The following is a 24,579-nucleotide window of genomic DNA, read 5'->3' as shown; positions in this document are numbered from 1 at the left end:
GGAAAAAATGAATACAGGATATTACGGTGATTTTGGTGGCATGTTTGTCCCTGAATTACTAGTTCCTGCGCTTAAGCAGCTTGAGCAGGAATTTAACAAAGCACAGCAAGACCCGGCATTCCAGCAGGAATTTTATCAATTACTCAATGAGTTTGCAGGGCGTCCGACGCCACTCACGCTTACCAGAAACCTGGTTAAAAACCCAAAGGTGAAGCTGTATCTGAAACGAGAAGATCTGCTCCACGGTGGCGCACACAAAACCAACCAGGTACTTGGTCAGGCACTGCTCACTAAACGTATGGGTAAATCAGAAGTCATCGCTGAGACCGGCGCCGGGCAACATGGTGTTGCAACAGCACTGGCCTGTGCCTTGCTGGGCCTTAAATGCCGCGTTTACATGGGTGCCAAAGACGTTGAACGTCAACAACCGAATGTGTTCCGTATGCGCCTGATGGGTGCAGAAGTTATCCCGGTTACAGCAGGCTCAGGCACACTTAAAGACGCCGTAAATGAGGCTATGCGCGACTGGTCAGCCAATTACAAAACCGCCCACTACCTGCTTGGTACCGCAGCGGGCCCTCACCCTTTCCCGACCCTGGTACGTGAGTTCCAGAAAATGATCGGTGAAGAAGCAAAACAACAGGTACTGGAAGCTGAAGGAAAACTGCCGGATGTGGTCATGGCCTGTGTAGGTGGTGGTTCCAATGCGATTGGGATGTTTGCAGACTTTATTGACGAAAAAGACGTCAAACTGATTGGTGTGGAGCCAGCTGGTAAAGGTCTGGACACCGAAGAACATGGCGCAGCATTGTGTAAGGGGACTAAAGGCATTTTACATGGTGCTTATACTTATATCATGCAAAACCAGGACGGCCAGATTGAAGAGTCATACTCGGTCTCTGCTGGTCTGGATTACCCAGCGGTTGGACCGCAACACGCCTACCTGCACGAGACCGGTCGGGCTCAGTATGTCGCTGTAACCGATGATGAAGCGCTTGCGGCTTTCCAGTTATTAGCAAAACATGAAGGGATTATTCCAGCGCTGGAATCGAGTCATGCGTTAGCCTACGCATTGAAATATGCTGAAGCACAAGAACAAGACACAGTGATAGTGATCAATTTAAGTGGTCGTGGTGACAAAGACTTAGCCCATGTCCACCAGGTATTAGAAGCGCGAGGTGAACTATGAGCCGTTACAATGAGATGTTCCAGCAGCTAAACGACAAGCAACAAGGCGCTTTTGTCCCGTTCGTGACCATTGGCGACCCGGACAAAGAAACCAGCCTTGCAATCATCAAAAGCCTGATTGAAGGCGGTGCGGATGCACTGGAGCTGGGTATCCCGTTTTCCGATCCAATCGCGGACGGTCCGGTTATCCAGGCTGCAAATATTCGTGCTCTAGAACAGCACATAGACACAGAAGATTGCTTTGACGTGATCCGTGCGGTGCGTGAGCAATATCCTCATATCCCAATTGGGCTGCTACTGTATTCAAACCTGATTTTCGCACGTGGTCTGGATGCATTTTATCAACAGGCCAAAGCCGCGGGCGTCGATTCGGTATTGGTAGCAGATGTGCCGCTGCACGAATCAAAAATGTTCCGCAGAGCAGCGGTAGAGGCAGGCATTGAGCCAATTTTCATCGCAACGCCTAATGCCAGTGATGATACCTTGCGCGAATGTGCAAGTTACGGCAGAGGCTATACTTATTTGCTCTCGCGCGCTGGTGTAACCGGTACAGAAAGCCAGGTGCAAATGCCAACTGACGAGATCATCACTAAGCTCACCGAGTACCATGCAGCCCCTGCACTACTGGGCTTCGGTATCTCAACCCCTGAGCAAGTCAAAGCCGCACTGGATTCAGGTGCCGCTGGGGCCATCTCAGGTTCTGCTGTGGTCAAAATTATTGAGCAGCACCTGGATGACAAGCCTGCGATGTATCAGGCCCTGAGCGCTTTTGTACGTAGCATGAAAGCCGCTACCGCGCGCTAACATCAGAGCTATTTGTCAGCCAGAGCATCCTTGAGAGCTTTGGCTGGCTTAAATAGTACTTTATTTTGCCCTTCAATCATGATTTCTTCCCCTGTTCTGGGGTTTCTGCCCGGCTTGGCCGGATGATAGCTTAACGTAAAGGTGCCCATACCATTAAGCTGGACCTGATCCCCTTCAGAGAGACGTTTGGTGATAAGTTTTATAAGACTACCCAGTGCAGCCTGCGTGTCTTTCTTGGTCAATTCACTATGCGCCGCCATGGCTGTAACCAGTTCACTTTTATTCATCATGCATCCGTCTTTATACAACAAAGCCCGGCAGGCTAAGGAGTTCTGTCTTAAAAGTCAATCCTGAGTGGATAAATACCAAGTTCACTTCATACCTGTTCAATTTGAAGGCACAATTATTATGCAAGCAGCGTTAAAATTTTCATTTAAAACTGTAACGTTGAAAATTCTTAGCTGGTTATCAACAATATTTGCTTGCCTCAAAATGGAACGCGACATTAAGCAAATTGGTATAAACAAAGTTTTCCTTGTCCTGCCATACCCGAGTTGAAATGCCTTGACTATAGTTAGGCTAACGCTGACAGACATACCAGAGGCCACATTGAACGCAAACCAATATCGCTGGTGCGAACTATTCCTGGTGTTTTTCCTGCTACCTGTTATTGCCTATGCATTTCGCCATCAACTCGCCAATTGGTTATTTCCGGCACTAATTATACTCACAGCTGTGTGTACATATTTGTTACTCACTGACCCACATTTCAAACGATTTCGCCTGACCAGTCTGGGCACCTTTTCCACAGTAAAGCGACGGCTGTTTTCAACCTTCTTTATCGGTGCCCTGTTTTCTGCCATGTTTTATGGCCTGGTGAATCAGGAAAGCTGGTTTGATATGCCACTCAACTCCACCAATGACTGGTTGATCCTGCTAATAGCCTATCCAATATTATCGGTGCTACCACAAGAGCTGGTGTTCCGCAGCTACTTTTTTCATCGCTACAAACGAATTTTACCGAGGAAGACAATCAGGGTTGTGCTGAGTGCTGCTGTATTCGCGCTGGCCCATTGTGTGTATGACAATTGGGTGGCAATCGCTCTTTCCTTTGCCGGCGGGTTGTTATTTGCCTATACCTACGCACATAGTCGCTCTTTGGCCGTCTGTGTACTCGAACATAGTCTTTGGGGGTTGTGGGTCTTTACCCTGGGGCTGGGTCAGTACCTGGATTCAGGCGTAACGTTTTAGTAAAGGGGCACCACATACCTGAGGTGCCCCTGTGGCATTCTAAGTACGGCTAGAAGCCAAATAAACTAAATGCAAAGAACTTCGTCGTTACTGTATTAACGAAGATGACCGTCAGGATCACTGGGATAAAGGTAGATAACGAGAAGTTCACGTACTTTTCCATCAGGCTGCCTTTATAGTTTGGTGACCCCTGTGCCAGCTCTTCTGACAAGTTATGCTTTTTCCAACGGTACATCACAAACAAACAAACCAGTAAGCCGTTAAAAGGCAGAATGGTTTCGTAGAATACATCCGAGATCAGCGCAAACATGCTCTGACTGGCACCGCCATAGTTAACAAAATCGGTCAGCCAACCAACCATACCAAAAGACATGGTACACAGCACCGTCAATCCGCCCGTTGTCAATGCCAGCAGGCCCAGCGCCTTTTTACGGCTAATGTTCTTCTCTTCCATTAACGCAGCAGTTGGTACTTCGATGATTGACACCAGTGAGGTAATCGCAGCAAAAAAGACCAGCAGGAAGAACAACGCAGCAACCGCAGAAGCGCCGAAGTAGCCAATGTCAGATTGCAATGCCAGCAACAGCTTTGGCAGATAGACAAAAATCATAGACACTGACGAATCACTTAGCTTGGCAGGATCGGTATCCGGGTTGAAGCTGAAAATAGCGGGCAGCACCATCAGACCTGCGATGAATGCGACCAAAGAGTCTGTAATTGCCACCATTTTAGAACTGCCAACAATGTCATCTTTCTTTGAGATGTAAGAGGCATAAGTGATCAGGATACCCATTCCCAGAGACAGGGAGAAAAACGATTGCGATAAGGCGCCGTTAAGCACGCTGGCATTCATTTTAGAGAAATCTGGTACCAGATAATAACGCACACCAGCCATGGCGTTGTCCAGCGTCAATACATAGACCACCAGGCCAAGTAATAACACAAAAAGCGCAGGCATCATAAACTTAGCGGCTTTTTCAATGCCCTCTTTCACACCGCCTACCAGAATAAGGTTAACGAACAGGCCAACAAATACCATGTAGATAAACATAGTGTATTCGTTTACAAAGGCATCAAAGTGACCCGGATTTGCCAGCATATCCAGGTTCCCAAGTACAGTTTGCACCAGATAACCAAAGATCCATACAGTAATCACCATATAAAACACGGCTATCATAAACGGCGTTAATACGGCGATCGCCCCCGCAAGGGACCATTTTTTATCTCCTTGCGTCAGAGACTTGTAGGAACCATAAGGGTCTTTTTGCGCCTTACGCCCCATCGCCATTTCTGCCATCATCACCGGCAGACAAATAAAGATAACAAACAGGGCATAAGTAAGCAGAAACGCACCGCCCCCATTTTTTGTTGCAGACACGGGAAACCCAACCAGGTTACCAATCCCGACTGCGGAACCCGCTGCGGCAAGGATAAAACCAAGCCGCGAGCTAAAGTGCTCACGATTTGCGCTCACAAGAACAACCTTATTATTATTTTATAAGAATAGTCGAAGGACTCTACCAGCCATCAGCACGGAATTTCAAGTATAAACGTCTAATCCGGTGCGCATTGACGTAAACCTCACACCTTCGCACGCTTACACAACGCACTCATAACATGTTACACATACATGACACCTTGATTTGTCTTCGTTCGTCAGTGGTTCCGGCATTTACACACGGGGTCAGTTCAGTCTATGATAGGCGCAAATAACACAATAATTTTTACATCCTATGCTTTACATGATCTACTCAACTGATGTTGAAAACTCTTTGCAGAAGCGCTTAGCAGCACGCCCAGCACACCTGGCCAGACTGAATGAGCTTGATCAGCAACAGCGCTTGTTCGCCGCCGGCCCTCTGCCCGCCATCGACAGCCCAGATCCAGGCGAAGCTGGGTTTTCTGGTTCTTTAGTTATCGCAGAATTCGATTCCCTGGCGCAGGCCGAAGCATGGGCTGCAGAAGACCCCTATATCGCAGCCGGTGTTTATGCCAACAGTGTCGTCAAGCCATACAAGAAAGTGCTGCCTTAACAAGTTCAGCATGGGTTAAGTCGTTTTCCAATAGCCTGTGCGACAAGATGTTAAGCAACCCTAACCGTGGAGCTTTTAAATGCAGTTGCCAAGATGTCTTGCGATCATATTAGCCTTCTGTTTGCTGGGTGCCCAGCCTACTGAAGCTTCTCAAAAGCAAGATACGATAAGCAAAAAGCAAGCTGTTAAACTTGCAACCGACCAGTACTCAGGTAAAACGCTCAAGATCTCCAAGCGAGGAGACTATTACGTAGTGAGAATTTTGCTCGATGACGGCCGGATCATAGATTTAAAGGTTCACCAGGTGACGGGCGAAGTGAAGAAGGACTAAACAATGCGAATTCTTGTAATAGAAGATGATATACAACTGGCAGAAAACCTGCGTACAGCGCTGGAAAAAGAGAAGTACAGTGTTGACTTGTGTCACGATGGAGAAAATGGTCTTTTTCACTTAACTGAGTATCCATTGGATTTAGCAGTTGTCGACCTTGGCTTACCTAAACTGGATGGTATAGAACTCATTCGCCAGGCACGCGCCAAAGGCATCAAGTTACCTATTTTGATCCTCACTGCACGTGATCGCTGGCAGGAAAAAGTCGAGGGGCTGGATGCCGGTGCCGATGACTATCTGACCAAACCCTTCCATACAGAAGAGCTGATTGCCCGCTGTAATGCCCTGATCCGAAGGAGTGCCGGACAAGCAAACCCGGAGATCTGCATTGGTCCGGTAAAAATACATACGCGTTCTCAGCAAGTATGGGTAGAAGACAGAGAGCTCACTCTCACTGCGTATGAATACAAAGTACTGGAATACCTGATGGTCAATCCACTCAAGGTGATTTCAAAATCCGAGTTGACCGAACATATTTACGACCAGGATTTTGATCTTGATTCAAATGTAATCGAAGTGTTTGTACTCAGACTGAGAAAAAAACTAGATCCAGACGGTACGCTTAACCCCGTTGAAACACTCAGAGGCCGAGGCTATAGGTTTAAAAACCAGTGGTAAATCGCGCTCAAATTTCTCTTAAAATAAGACAAGGATTTATCCTTGTCTTTGTTCTTATCGTTGCACTGCCTGCACTGTTTTTCTCAATCGGCCGTGCCTATTACGCCACCCTGGTCGACGCCACAGAAAAAACCCTGGAAGCCCATCTCTACTCGCTTATATCTGAGGTTGATTTCGTGACCATGGAGATGCCTAACAGTATTTTAGCACCTGAATTAAATCGACTTAATTCAGATACCTATGCACTTATTTATCAACAGAATACGCTGGTTTGGCACTCTGAGTCGGCTATGAATCTAACCGTTACACCGGACATTTCACAAAGTAAAGCCGGCGCGGCGGAATTCGAGCGGGTTGAGTACAATCAGGAGCTCTACTGGCAACTCAGTATGACGGTCATTCTGGGCAATGCCAGTCACTCACAACAGGCCAAATTTATACTACTGAAGAAAAACTCTGCCTTGGTTGCGCAAATGGCCCAGTTTCGTAATACCCTGGTCAACTGGATGTTGGTAATGGGCATTATGATAGCGGCGCTCATGGCGCTGGGATTTATCTGGAGTGCAAGGCCCCTGCAAAGGCTGGATAAAGAAATAAAAGCAGTCGAGGCAGGCGAAATTGATAAAATTAGTGGGCTCTACCCTGTTGAACTCAATACCATCAAAGCCGACCTGAATTTACTGCTGGACTCGCAAAGAAGGCAGAAAGAACGCTACCGAGCTTCACTGAGCGACCTTGCTCACGCACTCAAAACCCCTCTGGCGGTACTAAAATCAAGTCCGCTGGCGGAAAACGCCGACGCTCAGGAGCAGCTTGATCGCATTAATGCCATGATTGAACATCAGCTGAAACGTGCCGCATCGGGCGCATCGGACACCTGGAAAAAACAAACTCAGGTGCAACCTGTGGTCAGTGCTATCCTCAATGCCATGAACAAGGTCTATCATGATAAGCAGATCAAGTTTAGTTCTGCGTGTCCAGAAGAGGCCGCATTTTTGGGTGATAAAACCGATCTGATGGAAATTTTAGGTAATTTGATCGACAATGCATGTAAAGCCTGCCAGTCGCAGGTTGATATCAACGTGAAGTATAATCAAAGCAAAGGCGTGCGTTTTATCATCAGTGACGATGGCCCAGGCATCCCTGAACAGAACAGAAGCACCCTGTTGCAACGTGGGACGCGCCTGGATACCTATGAAAATGGCCACGGTGTTGGCATGGCCATTGTATCCGACCTCGTCTCTTCCTATCACGGAAGCATAGACATAGATTACAGCCAGCTGGGCGGTGCCCAGTTTACAATAGAATTTAGTTATGAACAGAACCAATAAAACACTGTGTTTCTTATCATTGTTAACGCTTAGCGTGTCTGCACAAGCAGCCAGGCTGACTTTACAGCAATGTGAGCACCTCAATTCGGATCATCCTGAAAAAGCCAAGCGCTACCTGATGTGCCTGGATGGAAATATTGAGTTGCTGGAACGTGAAAGAAAAACCTGGGTAACTAAATTGGTGATGGACACTGAAAACCTGCAAAAAGAAACCGGCAACTCTCAACTACTGCCCATTATCCAGCGCAGCTTTATCAATCAGGAAAGATACATGGAAGACGCATGTCGCTGGCGCTACTTAAAGCAAATGCCTAACGCCACCATGGCAGCCAAGATATACAAACGCTGTAAAATAGAGTTTATCAAGCAACACACACAAGAGCTGCAGGCCGACTTTATGATCCAATAGGCCTGCTTCTGAATGCCAGATAACGATTATTATCTGGCATTTTGCTGCTCTTCACCGCCTAGCATTGTTGCAAGCCAACGCCCATCTTCACTGTTTTCAAGGGCTATTTTAACTACCATAGTTAAAGGCACTGATAGCAGCATACCCACAGTACCTAACAACCAGCCCCAGAAGATTAAAGACAAAAACACCACCAAAGTACTCAGGCCAAGTCCCCGGCCCATAAAGCGCGGCTCGACAATATTTCCCATAATGGTATTAATACTGATATACCCTGCTGCCACAATCGCGCTGACCATAGGGCTGTGTGTCACCAGCGCCAATAACACCGGAGGGACCGCCGCAATAATTGAGCCTATATTGGGAATATAATTCAATAGAAAGGCAAACACACCCCAGAGCACAAAGTAATCAACATCCAGCACCCAAAGAAAAACCGCTGCAAGAACCCCCGTTGCCAATGACACCAAAGTCTTAATAGCCAGATAGCTGTTTATCGAGTCCAAAAAGCGATCAATCTGCTTCATTTTCATATCCGGATCATCCAGTGCAAGGTGCACCTTGGTACTGATCATGGGCGCTTCAAAAAGCATAAATACCACGGTCAGCAGGATCAGAAAGATGTTGGCCATCACGCCGCCAAACCCTGCCAGCATATTGGTCGCCACATCAATCATCTTACCAGGGTCAAACAACGCAATAAGCTGTTGTTTATCAATTAAGATATTATATTGGGCCGCCATATCAACAAACCAGATAAACTTGCTGCGCAATGCTTCCCTGTATTGCGGTAATTGACTCGAAAAGTCATTTAACGATTGGCCGACCAAGCCTGTCAGGCTCATACCCATCAGCATGACCATCATGATGATCAAGACAATTGCCAGCCCTTTAGGAATACGATAATTGGCAAAAAACTTCAGAAGTGGATTACATATAATGGCGATAAAAGCTGCTAAAACAAAAGGGACAACGATGTCGTTAGCCAGTTTTATTCCGGCTAAAACAATGAACAATGACGCAATAACGACTAAGCTTTTAGTGATCCCAGACAATGAAGACACGACTTTTCCTTACATTAACTTTGCAAAACCCCATTATAAAAGCGGGGGGGATGGCACCGGGTCGCTGCCATAAGCGCATTAATTTAATTATTGCCCGGCGACTTCATTGTAACGGAAATTTGCATCAAAGCACGAAGAACTAACAAATTGATCGACAATGCAATACGCTGAGTATAAACACTAAAATATTAAAATGGACTATACATGAAGGTATTAATTACAGGTGCCACCGGGCTTATCGGGTCAGAGTTGTGCAAGTTTCTATTCAATAAACATAAAATCATTGCATTGACACGCAATATTGCCAAAGCCCGGCGCTTGCTGGACAGCAAAATTGAACTCGTTGACGATCTAGACTTGGTCAACTTCAATGAACTGGATGTGGTTATCAATCTGGCAGGTGAACCCATTGCTGACAAACGTTGGACAGAGCAACAAAAAGCCCGGATCATGGACAGCCGCATTTTGCTGACCGAAGCGCTCAGCGCGCGGATCCGCAATTGCGACACGCCACCGCATACCTTTATTTCAGGCAGTGCCATTGGCTACTACGGCAGACAGCCGGCAACGGTTAAGGTGGGCGAAGACTTCGACGACCCCTATCCGGAGTTTAGTCATCAATTGTGCAAAGACTGGGAAGCAAAGGCCAACTCAGCCCACAATGAAGCCACCCGGGTTTGTATAATCAGAACCGGAGTGGTGCTATCCAGGCACGGCGGTGCGCTGAAGAAAATGCTGCCTGCCTTTAGGTTTGGTATGGGTGGACCCATGGCCAGCGGTGAACAAATGATGTCCTGGATCCATATTGACGATATGGTGCAGCTCATTTTATTTTTGATTAAACATCAGGATCTATCCGGAGTGTTTAATGCAACTGCGCCAGCCCCGGTATCCAACAAAGAGTTTGCCGAACGCCTGGCCATCACTTTAAGACGTCCAGCCATGTTTACTATGCCAGAATTCGTGCTCAAGGCACTGTTTGGTGAAATGTCTGAGTTACTAATATACGGACAGCGCGTACTACCCCGCCGGGCACTTAAAGCAAATTACCGTTTTCGCTACCCCAACTTGGATGAAGCGCTTCAGCAATTGTTTCACTGATGTTGGTGTGGTTCAGAAATAAAAAAAGCGCCTAGCGGCGCTTTTTTTATCTGTTCAATTACGCGGTTAACACCTTAATTAAGCGCGCCTGCTCAACCTGCTCGTTGTCACTGACTACCTGTGACAGGTAACAAGTCAGATAATACTCAAGCGACTGAGCACCACCTTGTAGCTTGGCTTCTAACAAAGCAACCTGCTCTGTCATTCGTGCCTTTGCACAAGAGTCCGGGGACTCATTATTGGTCATGATTTCAAGGCGCAGCAACAACTGCTCAGCAGACAGCCCTGAGTCATTGCCCCTTAACCAGTTATCCGATGGCCTCTCACCCGCACGCACAGCTTCTACCAGTTCATTAAACTTTTCACGACTCTGAGCTGAGAAAAGTTCATTTAATTTGGCTTCTACCTGCTCCAGAAGCTGCTGTTTGGTTTTTCTCAGAGGACCAAGCACGTCTGTTGCAATGATGGCTTCTTTTACACTCAGCAGCTCTGACTGCGTCTTAGCATCGATCATTTGACTGTCTAACTCACTCAATAACTGACGCTGCTGCGCTTCTTGTGCCTGAGCTTGTTCACGCTCAGCATTTTGCTGCGCCTGACGTTTATCAAACACGGCATCATTGTGTTTTCTGAACTCCTGCCACAATGTGTGTTCCTGCTTGGTGCCAGCAAAGCCAATTTCCTGCCAGCGCTTTTGCAAGCTTTTCAAGGTGTCACAAGCTTGCATGACATCTTCCAACTCAAGTTGAGCCTGTGCTTCTGTCACCAGTTGTTGCTTCAGCTGAGCATTGGCCTGGTGGCGAGATTTTAACAGCTCATTGACCTGAGTATAGGCTTGACGATAACGCGTATTAAGTGCCTGATAAGTCGCTGCATCTAAGCTGCCTGCACCACGCCATTGCTTGTTGATACGGTTAAACGCGCTTTCAACCTGGCGCCAATCAGGCTCTGCTGTTTGCGCCTGCTTCATCAGCTCTGTCATTTGACCAACCAGCGCCTCACGCTGCTCGATGACTTTTTTGCGCTGTGCATCTTGCTCTGCAAAATAAGCACGACACGGGGCAAATAGCAGCTCAATTTTCTCATCAAACTGAGCAGCCTGCGCTTTTTCTTCATCGCTTTCTACACGTCCCAGCTCATTCCAGCGTACGCGTAATAACTTTACCTGCGCTGCACGAGATTTAGGGTCAATCTCTTGCTCTGTGAGCATGTCATCCAACTGTTGCAGCAACTCAGCGCGCTTCGGCTGAGACGCATATTTTTGCCAGTCCTTGAGCTCTTCGAGCGCTTCACTCAAAGTCGTATGCTGTTTGGCCAGTTGCTGTTTATATCCTTCGCTCAGCAAGTCATAGCTCTCAATGAAACCATTAAATACGCCGAACGCGACATTAAAACGACCCTGATCCAACAGTCGCTGTACGTCTCTTGCCTTCTTGCGCGCTTCCTTAAGGTGCTTTTCCTGCCCATCAACCAGAGGTTTCATGCTCTGATTAAATTGGCCACTGACAGCTTTAAGCTGCTCTGAAGCTTGTTTTTTCAACTCCCCCGGCAACTGGCGTAACTGAGTCTGAGCATGCTGGTAGGCTTGTTTTTGTTGCGCCATAGTGGCATCCAACTGCTCAAGAGCTTCACTCGGAGCTATCTCGGCCAGCGCTTTCAGCGCATCATCGAATTGCGCTTTCGCACTGACAAGTTCAGGCAAACTCTCAAGTTGTCTGGCACATGCACGTAACTTTCCAAGTAGACTCTGAAGCGGAGCATCAGCTTGATAAGGAGAAGCCTCTAAGCGGCTCTGAAGCTGCGATAACTGTGCTTCTAAAGTTTCTTGAGCAGACAAGTTCAAGGCATCAACGGCGCTTGACAGAGCTTGCTCCAGTGCCAGGTAATCGGACTCAAATTCACCGATCGCTTTAGCTTTATTGGCAGCCTGTTCAGCTTGTTGCTGCGCTTGATCAAACGCCAACTTTAATGCGTCACGGTGCTTACCAAGTTTTTCCGAGATAGTGGTGAATTTTTCCTGATTGACCTGCTGGGCTTCTTCACTTAGCCACTGCACTTCCAACGCCTGCCATTGCGCAAGTAGTACATCAGACTGATTAGCAACCACCTGGTAGTCCTGTTTGTCACGCAATGCGTTGAGCTTGGCCAAGACCAGTTTTGCTTCCTGAGCGACCTGCTCTGGCATAACCTGGCTCAGTCGCTGTTGTTCCAGGGTCTGCTCAAGCGCAGTAAAAGCCTCACCCTTAGCGGCTTTTAGCACGGTTTTTTCTAGCTGATACTGAGCAATCAAAGGCAATAACAGGCTCTGGAGTGCCTCGTTGCCTTCTTTAAATGCCTTTTCAATCAGCTTGGCATTGGCAAGACGCTTTAATAACTTGGCTTTTTGCTCGTTCGCAATATCACTAAAAGCCACCTTTTCCAGCGTTTTTGCCGGTGCGTAACGATCGATGTACTCATCACGAATTGCCTTGCTCAGCGACTGTGAACCGGATAAAACTGCCTGAGAGATATGCTGCTCGGCCAGTTCTTTCAACTCCTGGTCTTGCTTATATACCTTCCACCAAAGACTCAAATCATTGATTTTATCCAGCACTTTTTTTCTGATCTGACTTGAGTCATCTTCAAGTGCCAAGGTCTGTAACACCTCAGCGTCTTTGCTCATGTCCAGTTTATCGATTGCGGCTAATCGCACCTGTGTTTTCGGGTGCTTCCATTTAGGGGTAAAAAGGTTTTTAAAGATCATTTTCACTAAACCTGGCTATTTCATTTTCTGCTTTAAATTCTTGTTGTAACTCACGTTTTGACTTTTGCACCATTTCACCTTCTTTGTTGATGGTGAACTGCTCAGTGCTGTTCGCGACTTTTGCCTGATATAACATGACCAACTGAACGGTTTGTTCTTTTTGTGCGTCACTCAGTGGTGTGCCATCCGGCCAGCGTCCGGTCGCGGCGCCATACTGCAATCGCTCATAAAGTTCCGGAGTAATATTTTTAACTAAACTGTCTATATTCATGTTCACTTTTTCTTTTTCAGTACGACTAAAATCACCCGATTAACCAAATACCAAACCAAGCCTACGCCAATTGCGCTCTTGGCTGCCAGCATTTCTAATGTCCCTTCTACCGGCTGCTGCCAATATAAGTATAAAAACCCACCCAGAAACAAAATCAGTGCCAGAAATGAATAATTCATGATGGTCTGCTGTTTCTTAATTCGCCTGCGAACGGTTTCTCTGTGCAAAGACTCTTCATCCATATTCGCAAGATCAAAATCACAGTGTGGGCAGGTTTTGTGCATAGAAGAAATGGGCTTGTTACAACTGGGGCATTGGGCAATCGCCATACTCGAGTGACTCCTAACGAAAAACTAGCATTTACACGCCGGTCACCTTTAGAGTGCTGAACCCAGTGTGCTTAGTGTCATCTTGATTGAACAAAAGGCCTGCTGGCATATCAAGCAACAAATAAGCGCAAAAAGGTATGACTGCTTCTAAAAGAGTAAGACCAAAAAATAAGGCGCCATGTGGCGCCCTATTCTACTTGGTTTATTCAGGTTTGTCTTTTTGGAAATGCATAGAATTGTCTTTTTGTACCTCAACATTTCCTTCCGAGCTACGTTGCTCTTTATCGAACTTATCCCAGTACTCGTCAATAGACTCTTTCATTTCTTTACGAAGTAACATAATCCCGAACAAGTTTGGTAGTGTCATTACTACTATCCCAACTGCTGCGAGCTTCCAGATCAACGTAGTATCAGCAAATGATGCCCAGAAAAAGCCCGCGACATAGAACACCCTATACGGCATAACAGAACGAGAGCCCAGCAGATAAGTCATAGCTCGGTCACCATAATATGACCAGGCGATCGCTGTGGAAAACGCAAATAACAACAGACCGATTGAAACAATATACTGACCGCTGTCACCAAAAAAGCCACGGGTGAACGCTTTCGTTGTAAGCTCAGCAGAGTGCACCAAAGACTTACCTTTAATACTGATACTGGTATCAACTAGCATGCCTTTGTTGACTTCAACCGTACCTGTGTAACGATGCTTATCGGTGATGCCAAAACGAATGTCTTCACCGATCGAGCGCGAATGGATCACCGTGAAGTCTTTATTCACAGCAACCCCTTCGACTACCCGAATATTTCCGTTGTAGGCCTCAACACTGTGACCATCAATACCATTGAGGTATTTGTACAACTCTTCCCGGTCGCTGTCGTTTGATTCAACATAGTTGCCCTGAACTATCGTCATTGACGAACGCTCAAAAGTGGTTTCGAATTTTTCTGTCCATACACCGGATGACAAGATCACCAAGCCTGTCAGCGTACAAATCACTATGGTATCGATGAAAGGCTCCAAAATAGACACCATGCCCTCTGATACTGGCTCATCAGCTTTGGCTGAGGCGTGCGCAATCGGTGCCGACCCCTGACCAGCTTCGTTAGAGAATAAGCCACGGTTTACACCCCGGTTAAAGGCATAGGCAAAAGACGCACCCAGGAAGCCACCAACCGCAGCCGAACCACTAAATGCATTAACAAACACGGCAGAAAAAGAGGGGATGATGTTTTCAGCGTTATAAAGAATAACCGCCAGTGCACCGATAATGTATACAGCAGCCATTAAAGGCACAACCCGAGAGGTAATCGCAGCAATACGCTTAATACCACCCAGGATAACCAGGGCAAGTAGGATAGACAGTACCGCACCGGTGACCATAGGCTGAATGTTAAAGGTTGCCTCCATACCCTGCGCGATGTTATTGATCTGCGGCAAACTGCCCGTACCGAACGAGCTGATAACCGTCGCAATGGCAAACAATACAGCAAGCCACTTCATATTCAGGCGACGATCCATATAGTACATGGGACCACCAGCCATAGTGCCATCTTCTGCTTTAGTACGGTATTTGTGAGATAAGGTTACCTCAACGAACTTAGTCGTCATACCGAAAAATGCGGTCATCCACATCCAGAATAAAGCTGCCGGACCACCAATTGAAATGGCCAGTGCAACACCACCGATATTACCGGTACCTACCGTGCCTGACAGGGCTGTGGACAACGCCTGGAAATGCGTGGTGTCCCCCTCCTGTCCTTTCTTGTCGTATTTACCCGTAACAATTTTGCACGCATGCTTGAAATATCGGATCTGTGGGAATTTTAAGTACAGTGTAAAAAACAGACCCACCCCAAGTAATACATAAGGGAACCACCAGGAGCCCCCCAACAAGGCATCCAGACTATCCAGAAAACTTCCTAACGCGTCCACGACTCTTCCTCTTTCTCGTTGTTATTATATGCGACAGGCAACCAATGAGGTTGCCTGCGATGATGTTTATCTCAGATTATCCACCACGTTTACGATGGCGGCTAAGGTATCCTGACCAAACTGATATGAACGGCGATCAGACCAGCCATAATGCGGATCAGGTAAATTAGCATTGTCCTTAAATGGCATCTCAATGGTGTATGCAAGCGCTTTAAAGGCTTCACCTACCGCACAAGAAGCCACCGTAAGATTAGCCTGACCTGGCTCATCTTTAGGGTAGCCAAACTCATCCTGAAACTCAGGAGTGATAGTTAATAAGGCTTGCTTAAACTGCTCTTCCAACGACTCAAGACGAGCATCATAACTTGGGATCCCTTCACTACCTGCAACGAAGTTGTATGGCAGCGCTTCATCACCATGGATATCAAGGTACAAATCCAGCCCCGTTTCATGCATCTTATTCAGGACATGGTACACTTCAGGCGAGTTTTCAAGTGATGGCGTTTGCCATTCACGGTTCAAGTTCACGCCTTTCGCATTAGTACGCAAATGGCCACGCACACTGCCATCCGGGTTCATATTTGGCACGATATAAAACACCGCTTTTGATAACAGCGCTGCTGCATGCGGATCTTCATCATCCAGTAGTTTGTGTAACAGACCTTCTACAAACCACTCAGCCATGGTTTCGCCTGGGTGCTGACGTGCTGTGATCCAGATTTTTTTCTTTTCATCACCCGGCTCACCGATGCACAATAAACTGATGTCACGACCGTCTAGTGTTTCACCTAGAGTTTCAACCCGGCACGCATCATGACTTTGGGCCCAGTAAACCAGATCCAAATGACGCTCGTAGCTATACGGCGCAAAGTAAGCAAAATAAGTGTGATGACATTCAGGTTCAAAGTCGATAACCAGCTGGCCATCCTGATAAGTACTCGGCACCCGGAACCAGGTTTGTCGGTCATAGGAAGCAACAGCCTGATAATCATCCCACCCTTCTGGGTAGGCTGAATTTTGCAGATTATTAATATGAAGTTTGTGTTCTACAAATGGTGTTGATTCGAGACGAAAGTGGAACCATTGAAAGAATTCAGATTCGTTGTCGTGGTTAATTTCCAGCTGAATGTCGAGTGGAGCCTCAGCAGAAATCACTTTGATATTTCCGCTGTCAAAATTACTGGTGATCTTCATCATATACCCTAAATAAAAAAACCATCTCATTGCGCCAGGTGTTATGTACAAAGCACTTAACAGCGCAGTACATAGTCAAGGAACTTTGTTTTAACCTTGATGATTTTTGTTAGTGATTTGTAGCAATAAATCAGCTGCAAGCCTAACACACCTGGTGCGAGACAAAAACAAAAAAAGCCAGCAATCGCTGGCTTTTTTAGACAAACCGAGAATTAACGCGGCAGGCTTGGGAATTCTACCTCAGCCATGTCACGCATTACACGTACAACCTGACAGCTGTAGCCAAACTCGTTATCGTACCATACGTAAAGTACTACACGATCACCGTCAACGATGGTAGCTTGTGAATCAACCACACCAGCGTAGCGGCTACCAACCAGGTCAGTTGATACAATTTCAGTTGACGCTGTGTAATCAATTTGATCACGTAATTCTGAATGCAAAGATGTGTCACGCAGGAACTCGTTTAGCTCTTCTGCGGTCGTTTCTGCTTTCAGGTTCAGGTTCAAAATAGCCATAGAAACGTTTGGCGTAGGAACACGGATTGCATTGCCCGTTAATTTACCTGCCAGCTCTGGCAATGCTTTTGCAACTGCTTTTGCAGCACCAGTAGACGTAATAACCATGTTCAGTGCAGCACTGCGACCACGACGCTCAGCTTTGTGGTAGTTGTCGATCAGGTTCTGGTCATTGGTGTAAGAGTGAACCGTTTCAACGTGACCGTTCTTAATACCGAACTTGTCATTCAACGCTTTCAATACTGGTGTAATGGCGTTTGTTGTACAGCTTGCTGCAGAAACAATTTTGTCTTCAGACAAAATGTCAGCATTGTTAACACCGTATACAACGTTCTTGATATCGCCTTTCGCAGGGGCAGTCAGAAGTACTTTAGACGCACCTTTAGATTGTAGGTGTTTACCTAAACCATCTTCGTCTTTCCACACGCCCGTGTTATCTACAACTAGTGCGTTCTCAATGCCGTACTGTGTGTAATCTACTTCTTCCGGAGAGTTAGCATAGATGATCTGAATGTAGTTACCGTTTGCTTTGATAGCGCCTTTTTCGTGATCAACAGTAATTGAACCGTTGAAAGGACCATGAATTGAATCACGACGTAACAAGCTTGCACGCTTCTCAAGATCGCCATCGCGACCACCACGCACAACAATTGCACGTAAACGCAAATCAGCGTGAGAGCCACCGCGCTCAATCAATAGACGAGCAAGTAGACGACCAATACGACCAAAACCATACAGTACCACGTCGCGAGGGGCCGGACGGTTACCTGTATTTAGCAGTGCAGACAGCTCAGCATTGAGGTATTCCTCAATTGAGCGGCCTTCGCCTGCGTTCTTGTAAATATATGCATAGGCTAGTTTACCTAAGTCAACACGGCCTGGAGCCAGTTCCATCTTGCTGATTGCTTCTAAGAATGGGAAGCTCTCGCGCAGACGCAATTTAGTTTCTTCAAAACGTGCGACTGTTTTATGGGCTTTAATAACATCGATAGTGCTGGTGTTAACAAGAGGGCGGCCATAAACCGCAATTTCTACACCCAGATTACGATACAAACGACCGATGATCGGTTGCATGCTTTCTGCGTAGTCTTGACGTTCTTGCCAGCTGTTTTGATATTCTTGCTCGTGAGATAAGGTCATTTTTTCTGCCTAATAAACAATTTTTGAACGGATAGCCTAACCGAGCCTGATGTATTGCATAATTTGAGAGTCAACAGGCCCCAAGGCAGCGACATTTTAATTTAATTGGCTCGGATTCTCCACCATTTACTGACAATTGTTGCTGTAAAATTAACTGCACAGTTAATCTCAACGCAGATTTTCAGGTTCAGAACCCACACGACACAAGAAATTCTGCGCTAATCTGCCAGGCGCGTGATCCCTTGCTACACTTGACCTAAATAAAGGGTGTCCAGAATTGTCGAAATTGGTACTATACGCAAGCAACAACAAAGACTTGGAGTACGGATAACAATGAGGTGGTGGCTAATATCAAGCCTGTGTATCACAACAGCGCTGCTCAGTGGCTGCGATGACACGATAACGCTGAGTAAAATTTGCTCGGATACACCGGGGTTTTGCGCAGATCTCAATAAAGACAGTCATTGCAAAGAAGAGCGTGCATCAGTCATATTCTCACGTTACCGCGAATACAAAGCGCCAACTGACGAGAATAAATACACGCTGCTAAAAGATTTTGAACAGTATAATGAGTGTGTTTCGCTCGCCGCACAAATTGAACACATCAAACTAAAAGAAAAAACCACATCACGGGTTGAAGGCCATCTCACCAGCCTGAAAGAAATGACGCGCATCTATCAGGACACGATTAATACTGAACATCCGGGCTTACTTTACTATCACTGGTCCCGACGCAACAACCGCATGGCATTAAACAAGCTACTTAATATGCAGGATCAGGAACATGTAAAAAGTGATCGGGAGATACAACTCTTTTTGGCAACCTTCTATGCCAAGATTGATGACGACAAGACCATAGACATTTTATATCGTGTATTGGAACTGAATAAAGCGGGCGAAACCCCAGACCCGGAAGTATTCGCGAGCCTGGTCAGTATTTTTTACAAACAACAAAAATATAAGCATGCTTATACATTTGCCCGGGTGGCGCAGCTATCTGGCTTTGAGAATATTGATATTCTGCCTGTGGAACATAAACTTTCTGCCAGTGGTAAAGACTTAGGTGCACTGGATACGCTGGCTACAAAAACCTGGGAAGAAATCAGTAATGGAGAATTCCTCTCCCCGAGAAACTTTTAATCTGTATCTTAACAAAGTGGCCTATACGGGCCACTTTGATTAGCTTTTAGCATTAAGCTCCGCCGTTACCTGCGCTAACCCCACCTCAGAGATCCGTACAGAAATTTCTTTTTGCTTAGCACTTAACAGGGAGATCCCCTCTGCGACCAGATCGTATACGCGCCATTCACCTTTGCTACTTTTGCGAAACTTAAAGTGGATGTCGATGTCCGGACCTGAAGGCTGTCTCACCACAGCTTTGACCGTAGCATATTTACTTTTGCTGTCAGTGGGCAGGGCTTCGAACGTCACTTGCTGTCCTTTATATTGCATCAGTGCACTGGCGTAGCTCACTTCAAGATAATGCTCAACAGCAGCAATAAACGCCAGCGCCTGCGGTTTGGTTAACCCTTTTATATGCTTACCCAATAACTTGTAAGACACAAAGCGAATATCAATGTGTGACATCAGATGTGCCTTAACGATCTGACGCATTTCCAAAGGGCTGGCATTGCCATCCTGATTAACGGCTTTAATGTCAGAAAATAGTGAGTCACCTACTTCATGGATTAACTCTAACGGTGGTTTTGATGCCAGAGTCAGTGATGAAAACAGCAACAGAAAAAGTCCAGCAATTAATTTGTTCACGTTCGTTCCTCGATACTTGAAAAAATGACGTCCTGGTCCAGCCCCGCCAGAGCTATGGGGGTCGGATGGTGCGAGATTAATAATGTAACGCTAAAACGCGTCTGAATGTGTGAGAAAATGTATGAAAATATATCGGATTCAGTAGCCAGTCAGCATACCTCTGCGGACCCTATTAAACTTTGCGATTAAAGAGTTACTGGGAAAGTTACCGCTTAAGTACTTTTTTCACCATACGATGAGAGTGTAACCACTGTTTTGCGCTATTTTTCTCCAGTGCTTCACTTATATAGTAGCCTTGTAAGTAGTGACATCCTTTACTGTTGAGATAGGCTGCAGTTTTACTGTCCTCCACCCCTTCAGCAACCACCGAACATCCCAGGCGATTCGCAAGGTAAATGGTTGTTTCGACTATGGCCTGATCTTTGTCACTGTCCAGGCAACTACTCACAAATGAGCGGTCAATCTTGATCTGGGAAATAGGCAGCTCTCTGAGCATTGAAAAGGATGAAAATCCGGTGCCAAAATCATCTATGCTCACCGCAAATCCCATATCAATCAACACGCCTATCATATACCTGGCCTGCTCAACATCAACCATCACCATACTCTCTGTTAATTCGAACACAATACAACTCGGCTGGATTTGATATTTAGATTGCAGCTCAACCAGTTGATTGATGAGGTAACGGCCATGAAAGTCCTGGCAAGACAGATTTATGTGTATCGTGACTCCCGGCTCTATGGTCAAAAAGTTATCCAGATCTTTAAATACCTGTTCAATGACAAAACTGGTGATCTGCTTGATGTAATTGTTTTTCTCAGCAATGGGGATAAACCGCATCGGGCTAATGTATGAGCCCGGCCCGTCAGTCCAGCGCAATAGGGCTTCCAGCCCATGCACTTCGTTATTGTGCCCACACACCAGAGGCTGATAAAACACCTTAAGTTTTTTCTCGCTTAAAGCCACTTTTAAGGCATTAAACAGTTCAAACTCTGCGGCCACGCCGTCGTGCAGCGCCTGATCAAATATCACCAGGCTTTGCCGGCTGTTTTTGGCCGCATACATGGCAATATCTGCATGCTTCATCAGCTCTGTGACAGACGACTTTTCGTCGGCATCAAAGATACGCGCACCGGCGCTGTAAAATACATCCACGTGAACTTCATCGATCACCAGGCCATCATTAAAGGCCTTCAGCAGTCCGTTGTTGAGTGAAAACAACTTAGTTTCGCTCGCCGCGTCCGTCACAATGACGAATTCGTCGCCCCCCATTCGATATACCTTGCTGCCCTGTTTGGCTAGTGAACGCAATTTGCCAGCAAAGGCAACCAGCAGCTTGTCACCAAAGAAATGGCCCAGCGCATCATTCACTTGCTTGAAGTTATTGATGTCCAGGAGTAAGACGCTAAACGCTTTGCCTTGCTGTATGCATTGCTCCACATACTTAGTGCACTGCTGGCGGTTTTCCAGCTCAGTTAAAGAATCATGCCGGGCAAGATGGCGCTCACTTTGTGCAATCTCCTGCAACAGCAACAAACTGGAGCGGCTTAACTGTACGACCACAATCACAAATACCGCGCCTAGCATCAGGATCACTGACAGACCAAGCACCATGGGGGAAGCATCGGCGGTGCGATACACATGATAAGCAAAGGCCAGGTATCCGCATACAAAGAAAAAGATCAATGCCAGCAAAACGCGCCAGCCGCGATTTTGAGTGATCTGGCAGATCTGTAGTGCCGGCAGCAGTGCCACCACCAGCAGCAAGAACCCAACTAAGATGAAACTTAAGCTCAGGCTTTCCACATAGATCACATTCACACAGACTAAAATGTAAAGAGTATAGTGAAGAATCCCCCACCCTGCGCGATTGATAACAGGTACAGCCAAGCGCCGACGATGCATTTGTAGCCACTTCTGACACACGAAATCAGCGTGTATGCGAACCAAATCGACTAGCCGCACTCGTGCATTTGATGTAAAATACGCGCGTTTCTAAGCAAATCCATTATGTTATTTTTGAGGAAAACCTGTGAGCGAACAAAAACAGTCTCTGAGCTATAAAGACGCAGGCGTTGATATCGATGCGGGCAATGCATTGGTTGAGCGCATTAAAGGGGTAGTTAAAAAGACGCGTCGCCCTGAAGTGATGGGCGGTATTGGCGGCTTTGGCGCATTATGCGAACTACCAACCGGATATAAAGAGCCTGTCTTAGTTGCTGGCACAGATGGCGTAGGCACTAAGCTGCGTCTGGCCATCGATTTGAAAAAACATGATACCGTAGGTATCGACCTGGTTGCCATGTGTGTAAACGACTTAATAGTTCAAGGTGCTGAACCCCTATTTTTCCTTGACTATTACGCAACTGGTAAACTGGATGTTGATACTGCTGCTGACGTAGTGACAGGTATTGGCACTGGTTGTGAGCAAGCTGGCTGTGCCCTGATCGGTGGTGAAACTGCCGAAATGCCTGGCATGTACGAAGGCGAAGACTACGACATGGCTGGTTTCTGTACTGGTGTGGTTGAAAAGTCTAAAATCATTGACGGCACCAAAGTCGCCGAAGGTGATCAGCTGATCGCACTGGCTTCAAGCGGCCCACACTCAAACGGCTACTCGCTGATCCGTAAAGTACTGGAAGTTTCTGGTGCTGATACCAGCGAAGAGTTCGCAGGTAAGCCTCTGGCCGAGCATTTGCTTGAACCAACCCGTATTTACGTTAAGCCTATTTTGGAACTACTTAAAGAGGTGGATGTGCATGCACTGTCGCACATCACAGGTGGTGGTTTCTGGGAAAACATCCCGCGCGTATTACCTGAATCAGCAAAAGCCGTTGTAAAAGGCGACAGCTGGGAATGGCCTGCCGTATTCAACTGGTTACAGGAAAACGGCAACATCAGCACCCATGAAATGTACCGTACTTTCAACTGTGGTGTGGGCATGATCCTGGTTGTTCCTGCTGATAAACTTGCACAAAGCCTGGAAATCCTGAAAGCACAGGGCGAAAACGCCTGGCACATTGGTGAAATTCAAGCTGCAAACGCAGGTGAAGAACAAGTTGAAATCCTGGGCGGTGCCGAGTAATGGCACCCGAACGATCTCCAATTCGGATTGTTGTGCTGATCTCAGGTAGTGGCTCTAATTTACAGGCCATTATGAACAGTTGTCAGCGCAACGAAATCAATGGCGAGATCTGTGCCGTCATCAGTAATAAAGCAAAAGCTTACGGGCTGCAACGCGCCCAGCAAGCGAACATTGACACACAAGTATTAAGTCATAAAGACTTTGACAGCCGTGAAGCCTATGACCAACGTTTAGCACAATTAATTGACTCTTATAATCCAGATTTAGTTGTATTAGCTGGATTTATGCGTATTCTAACTGCTGACTTAGTGCAAAAATTTAAAGGAAAAATGTTGAACATTCATCCTTCTTTGTTGCCTAAGTATCAAGGGCTGAATACCCACCAAAGAGCGATTGATGCAAAAGAAACGTTTCATGGCGCCAGTGTTCACTTTGTGACAGAAGAACTAGATGGTGGACCGGTCATCGTACAAGCCAAGGTGCCAATCCTGGCTGATGATACTGCGCACACGCTGTCACAGCGGGTTCATGAACAAGAACATATAATCTATCCTTTGGTGGTCAAGTGGTTCAGCGAACACAGACTAACGATGGAAGCAGACTATGCCGTTTTTGACAATCAACCCCTTCCAGCTCAAGGCGCAACCTACCCAGAAGAATAAAAAATACAGCGCTTTACTATTTGGTTTAAGCGCTGTTTTCTCTTCTTCCTTATTGGCCAGTGATCTGGTTCCCTACCGCGCAGAATATGACGTACTGCGCAAAGGCTCAGTGCACGGCAACGCCATCAGAGAGCTGTCAAAAGTCTCAAACGACACTTACTCCCTGAATTACGAAAGTAACATCGAATGGATGATTTTCTCCGACGAACGCACAGAAAACTCACTGTTCACTTACCATGATAAGCACCCCAAACCTTTGCTTTACACACTCAAGCGCGAAGGCACCGGGCCAGACAAAAGCTATAAGATCCGCTTTGACCGAGACAACAAACAGCTGTTTAAAGACGATGAGAAATACCCCATCAATGCAGACTGGAACGAACAGCGTCATGATGTTCTGTCTTACCAGATAGCCCTGCGCAACGATGTCAAAGCCGGTAAAACCAAAATGAGTTACCCCATTGTCGATAAAAAAGGCAATGTGCGCAGCTATGACTTTGAAGTGGTTGGCACCGAAGCCATCACCCTGCCCATCGGCAATGTCGAAACCATTAAAGTGAAGCGCCTGTACGACAACGATAAGCGTCAGGCAATGGCCTGGCTGGCACCGGCATACCACTACTCTGTAGTGCAAATGTTTAAAGGCAAAGATGGCGTGGAGCAGTTTATGATCCAGCTGAAGAGCTTTGATGCAGAAAAGTCGGCTGAGTAATATCCCAGCAGTATAAAATAAAAAAACCCTG

24 protein-coding genes are annotated in these 24,579 nt (G+C 46.5%); 13 read left to right on the top strand and 11 right to left on the bottom strand.

What is annotated here, in order from left to right; genetic code table 11:
* The first annotated feature begins 7 nt into the window (after window positions 1-7).
* Both trpB and trpA read left to right on the top strand, forming a co-directional pair.
* Window positions 8-1,189, top strand: a complete 1,182-nt coding sequence (gene trpB / locus IY568_RS13515) for a tryptophan synthase subunit beta (RefSeq protein ID WP_194867858.1) — start codon at window positions 8-10, stop codon at window positions 1,187-1,189.
* Window positions 1,186-1,992, top strand: coding sequence for a tryptophan synthase subunit alpha (gene trpA, locus IY568_RS13510; RefSeq protein WP_125561485.1), 807 nt, complete (start codon window positions 1,186-1,188; stop codon window positions 1,990-1,992). Before trpB ends, trpA begins: the two co-directional genes overlap by 4 nt.
* 8 nt (window positions 1,993-2,000) lie before the next feature.
* On the opposite strand, the gene IY568_RS13505 is transcribed toward trpA, so the two are convergent.
* On the bottom strand, window positions 2,001-2,279 hold the full coding sequence (locus tag IY568_RS13505; protein WP_049862994.1) for an HU family DNA-binding protein: 279 nt from the start codon (window positions 2,277-2,279) through the stop codon (window positions 2,001-2,003).
* A gap of 322 nt (window positions 2,280-2,601) precedes the next feature.
* On the opposite strand from IY568_RS13505, the gene IY568_RS13500 reads away from it, so the two are divergent.
* Window positions 2,602-3,243 (top strand): CPBP family intramembrane glutamic endopeptidase, encoded by a 642-nt coding sequence (locus tag IY568_RS13500; protein WP_125561573.1) that lies wholly within the window; start codon window positions 2,602-2,604, stop codon window positions 3,241-3,243.
* A 49-nt stretch (window positions 3,244-3,292) separates the two neighbouring features.
* Here the strand turns inward: IY568_RS13500 and IY568_RS13495 are convergent, their stop codons facing one another.
* Entirely contained in the window at window positions 3,293-4,717 is a 1,425-nt protein-coding gene (locus IY568_RS13495; protein WP_049862992.1) for a sodium-dependent transporter, read from the bottom strand.
* Window positions 4,718-4,976: 259 nt separating this feature from the next.
* Between IY568_RS13495 and IY568_RS13490 the strand changes: the two genes are divergently transcribed.
* From IY568_RS13490 to IY568_RS13470, 5 genes are all read left to right on the top strand, one after another.
* Window positions 4,977-5,276 carry a YciI family protein gene (locus IY568_RS13490; protein ID WP_125561487.1) on the top strand — a complete coding sequence of 100 codons (300 nt, stop codon included), beginning with the start codon at window positions 4,977-4,979 and terminating at the stop codon, window positions 5,274-5,276.
* Between the two features lie 79 nt (window positions 5,277-5,355).
* Window positions 5,356-5,607, top strand: coding sequence for a PepSY domain-containing protein (locus IY568_RS13485; protein ID WP_125561489.1), 252 nt, complete (start codon window positions 5,356-5,358; stop codon window positions 5,605-5,607).
* A 3-nt stretch (window positions 5,608-5,610) separates the two neighbouring features.
* A complete protein-coding gene (locus IY568_RS13480) occupies window positions 5,611-6,285 on the top strand; it encodes a response regulator transcription factor (RefSeq protein ID WP_125561491.1) in 675 nt (224 codons plus the stop codon).
* On the top strand, window positions 6,279-7,616 hold the full coding sequence (locus tag IY568_RS13475) for an ATP-binding protein (protein WP_125561494.1): 1,338 nt from the start codon (window positions 6,279-6,281) through the stop codon (window positions 7,614-7,616). The genes IY568_RS13480 and IY568_RS13475 overlap by 7 nt, the downstream gene beginning before the upstream one ends.
* Window positions 7,600-8,025, top strand: coding sequence for a hypothetical protein (locus tag IY568_RS13470; RefSeq protein ID WP_125561496.1), 426 nt, complete (start codon window positions 7,600-7,602; stop codon window positions 8,023-8,025). Before IY568_RS13475 ends, IY568_RS13470 begins: the two co-directional genes overlap by 17 nt.
* Before the next feature lie 29 nt (window positions 8,026-8,054).
* Here the strand turns inward: IY568_RS13470 and IY568_RS13465 are convergent, their stop codons facing one another.
* Window positions 8,055-9,089, bottom strand: coding sequence for an AI-2E family transporter (locus IY568_RS13465; RefSeq protein ID WP_010385498.1), 1,035 nt, complete (start codon window positions 9,087-9,089; stop codon window positions 8,055-8,057).
* A 204-nt stretch (window positions 9,090-9,293) separates the two neighbouring features.
* On the opposite strand from IY568_RS13465, the gene IY568_RS13460 reads away from it, so the two are divergent.
* Window positions 9,294-10,190: a TIGR01777 family oxidoreductase gene (locus IY568_RS13460; protein ID WP_194867857.1), complete on the top strand. Its 897-nt coding sequence runs from the start codon at window positions 9,294-9,296 to the stop codon at window positions 10,188-10,190.
* A 58-nt stretch (window positions 10,191-10,248) separates the two neighbouring features.
* Here the strand turns inward: IY568_RS13460 and IY568_RS13455 are convergent, their stop codons facing one another.
* The 6 genes from IY568_RS13455 to IY568_RS13430 form a co-directional block, all read right to left on the bottom strand.
* Window positions 10,249-12,933, bottom strand: a complete 2,685-nt coding sequence (locus IY568_RS13455) for a DUF349 domain-containing protein (protein WP_194867856.1) — start codon at window positions 12,931-12,933, stop codon at window positions 10,249-10,251.
* Window positions 12,923-13,204 carry a YeaC family protein gene (locus tag IY568_RS13450; RefSeq protein ID WP_125561503.1) on the bottom strand — a complete coding sequence of 94 codons (282 nt, stop codon included), beginning with the start codon at window positions 13,202-13,204 and terminating at the stop codon, window positions 12,923-12,925. The genes IY568_RS13455 and IY568_RS13450 overlap by 11 nt, the downstream gene beginning before the upstream one ends.
* 2 nt (window positions 13,205-13,206) lie before the next feature.
* Window positions 13,207-13,533, bottom strand: coding sequence for a hypothetical protein (locus tag IY568_RS13445; protein ID WP_125561505.1), 327 nt, complete (start codon window positions 13,531-13,533; stop codon window positions 13,207-13,209).
* 202 nt (window positions 13,534-13,735) lie between these two features.
* On the bottom strand, window positions 13,736-15,469 hold the full coding sequence (locus IY568_RS13440; protein ID WP_125561507.1) for an alanine/glycine:cation symporter family protein: 1,734 nt from the start codon (window positions 15,467-15,469) through the stop codon (window positions 13,736-13,738).
* A gap of 66 nt (window positions 15,470-15,535) precedes the next feature.
* Entirely contained in the window at window positions 15,536-16,663 is a 1,128-nt protein-coding gene (locus IY568_RS13435) for a M14-type cytosolic carboxypeptidase (RefSeq protein ID WP_138538793.1), read from the bottom strand.
* 212 nt (window positions 16,664-16,875) lie between these two features.
* Window positions 16,876-18,321 (bottom strand): glyceraldehyde-3-phosphate dehydrogenase, encoded by a 1,446-nt coding sequence (locus tag IY568_RS13430; RefSeq protein WP_125561511.1) that lies wholly within the window; start codon window positions 18,319-18,321, stop codon window positions 16,876-16,878.
* A gap of 333 nt (window positions 18,322-18,654) precedes the next feature.
* Between IY568_RS13430 and IY568_RS13425 the strand changes: the two genes are divergently transcribed.
* Window positions 18,655-19,461, top strand: coding sequence for a DUF2989 domain-containing protein (locus tag IY568_RS13425; protein WP_125561513.1), 807 nt, complete (start codon window positions 18,655-18,657; stop codon window positions 19,459-19,461).
* Between the two features lie 39 nt (window positions 19,462-19,500).
* Here IY568_RS13425 and IY568_RS13420 read toward each other — a convergent pair whose 3' ends face one another.
* Window positions 19,501-20,088, bottom strand: a complete 588-nt coding sequence (locus IY568_RS13420) for an MlaC/ttg2D family ABC transporter substrate-binding protein (RefSeq protein ID WP_138538791.1) — start codon at window positions 20,086-20,088, stop codon at window positions 19,501-19,503.
* 205 nt (window positions 20,089-20,293) lie between these two features.
* A complete protein-coding gene (locus IY568_RS13415; protein WP_228553339.1) occupies window positions 20,294-21,994 on the bottom strand; it encodes a putative bifunctional diguanylate cyclase/phosphodiesterase in 1,701 nt (566 codons plus the stop codon).
* A gap of 127 nt (window positions 21,995-22,121) precedes the next feature.
* On the opposite strand from IY568_RS13415, the gene purM reads away from it, so the two are divergent.
* From purM to IY568_RS13400, 3 genes are read left to right on the top strand one after another with little or no spacing between them, the layout of a single operon-like run.
* Entirely contained in the window at window positions 22,122-23,174 is a 1,053-nt protein-coding gene (gene purM, locus IY568_RS13410) for a phosphoribosylformylglycinamidine cyclo-ligase (RefSeq protein WP_010385511.1), read from the top strand.
* On the top strand, window positions 23,174-23,836 hold the full coding sequence (gene purN, locus IY568_RS13405; protein WP_194867855.1) for a phosphoribosylglycinamide formyltransferase: 663 nt from the start codon (window positions 23,174-23,176) through the stop codon (window positions 23,834-23,836). Before purM ends, purN begins: the two co-directional genes overlap by 1 nt.
* Entirely contained in the window at window positions 23,787-24,548 is a 762-nt protein-coding gene (locus IY568_RS13400; RefSeq protein WP_125561577.1) for a DUF3108 domain-containing protein, read from the top strand. The genes purN and IY568_RS13400 overlap by 50 nt, the downstream gene beginning before the upstream one ends.
* Window positions 24,549-24,579 lie beyond the last annotated feature (31 nt).

Source organism: Pseudoalteromonas sp. PPB1 (assembly GCF_015356275.1).
Taxonomy (GTDB): domain Bacteria; phylum Pseudomonadota; class Gammaproteobacteria; order Enterobacterales; family Alteromonadaceae; genus Pseudoalteromonas; species Pseudoalteromonas rubra_D.
This window is presented reverse-complemented; position numbering and strand designations above follow the sequence as displayed.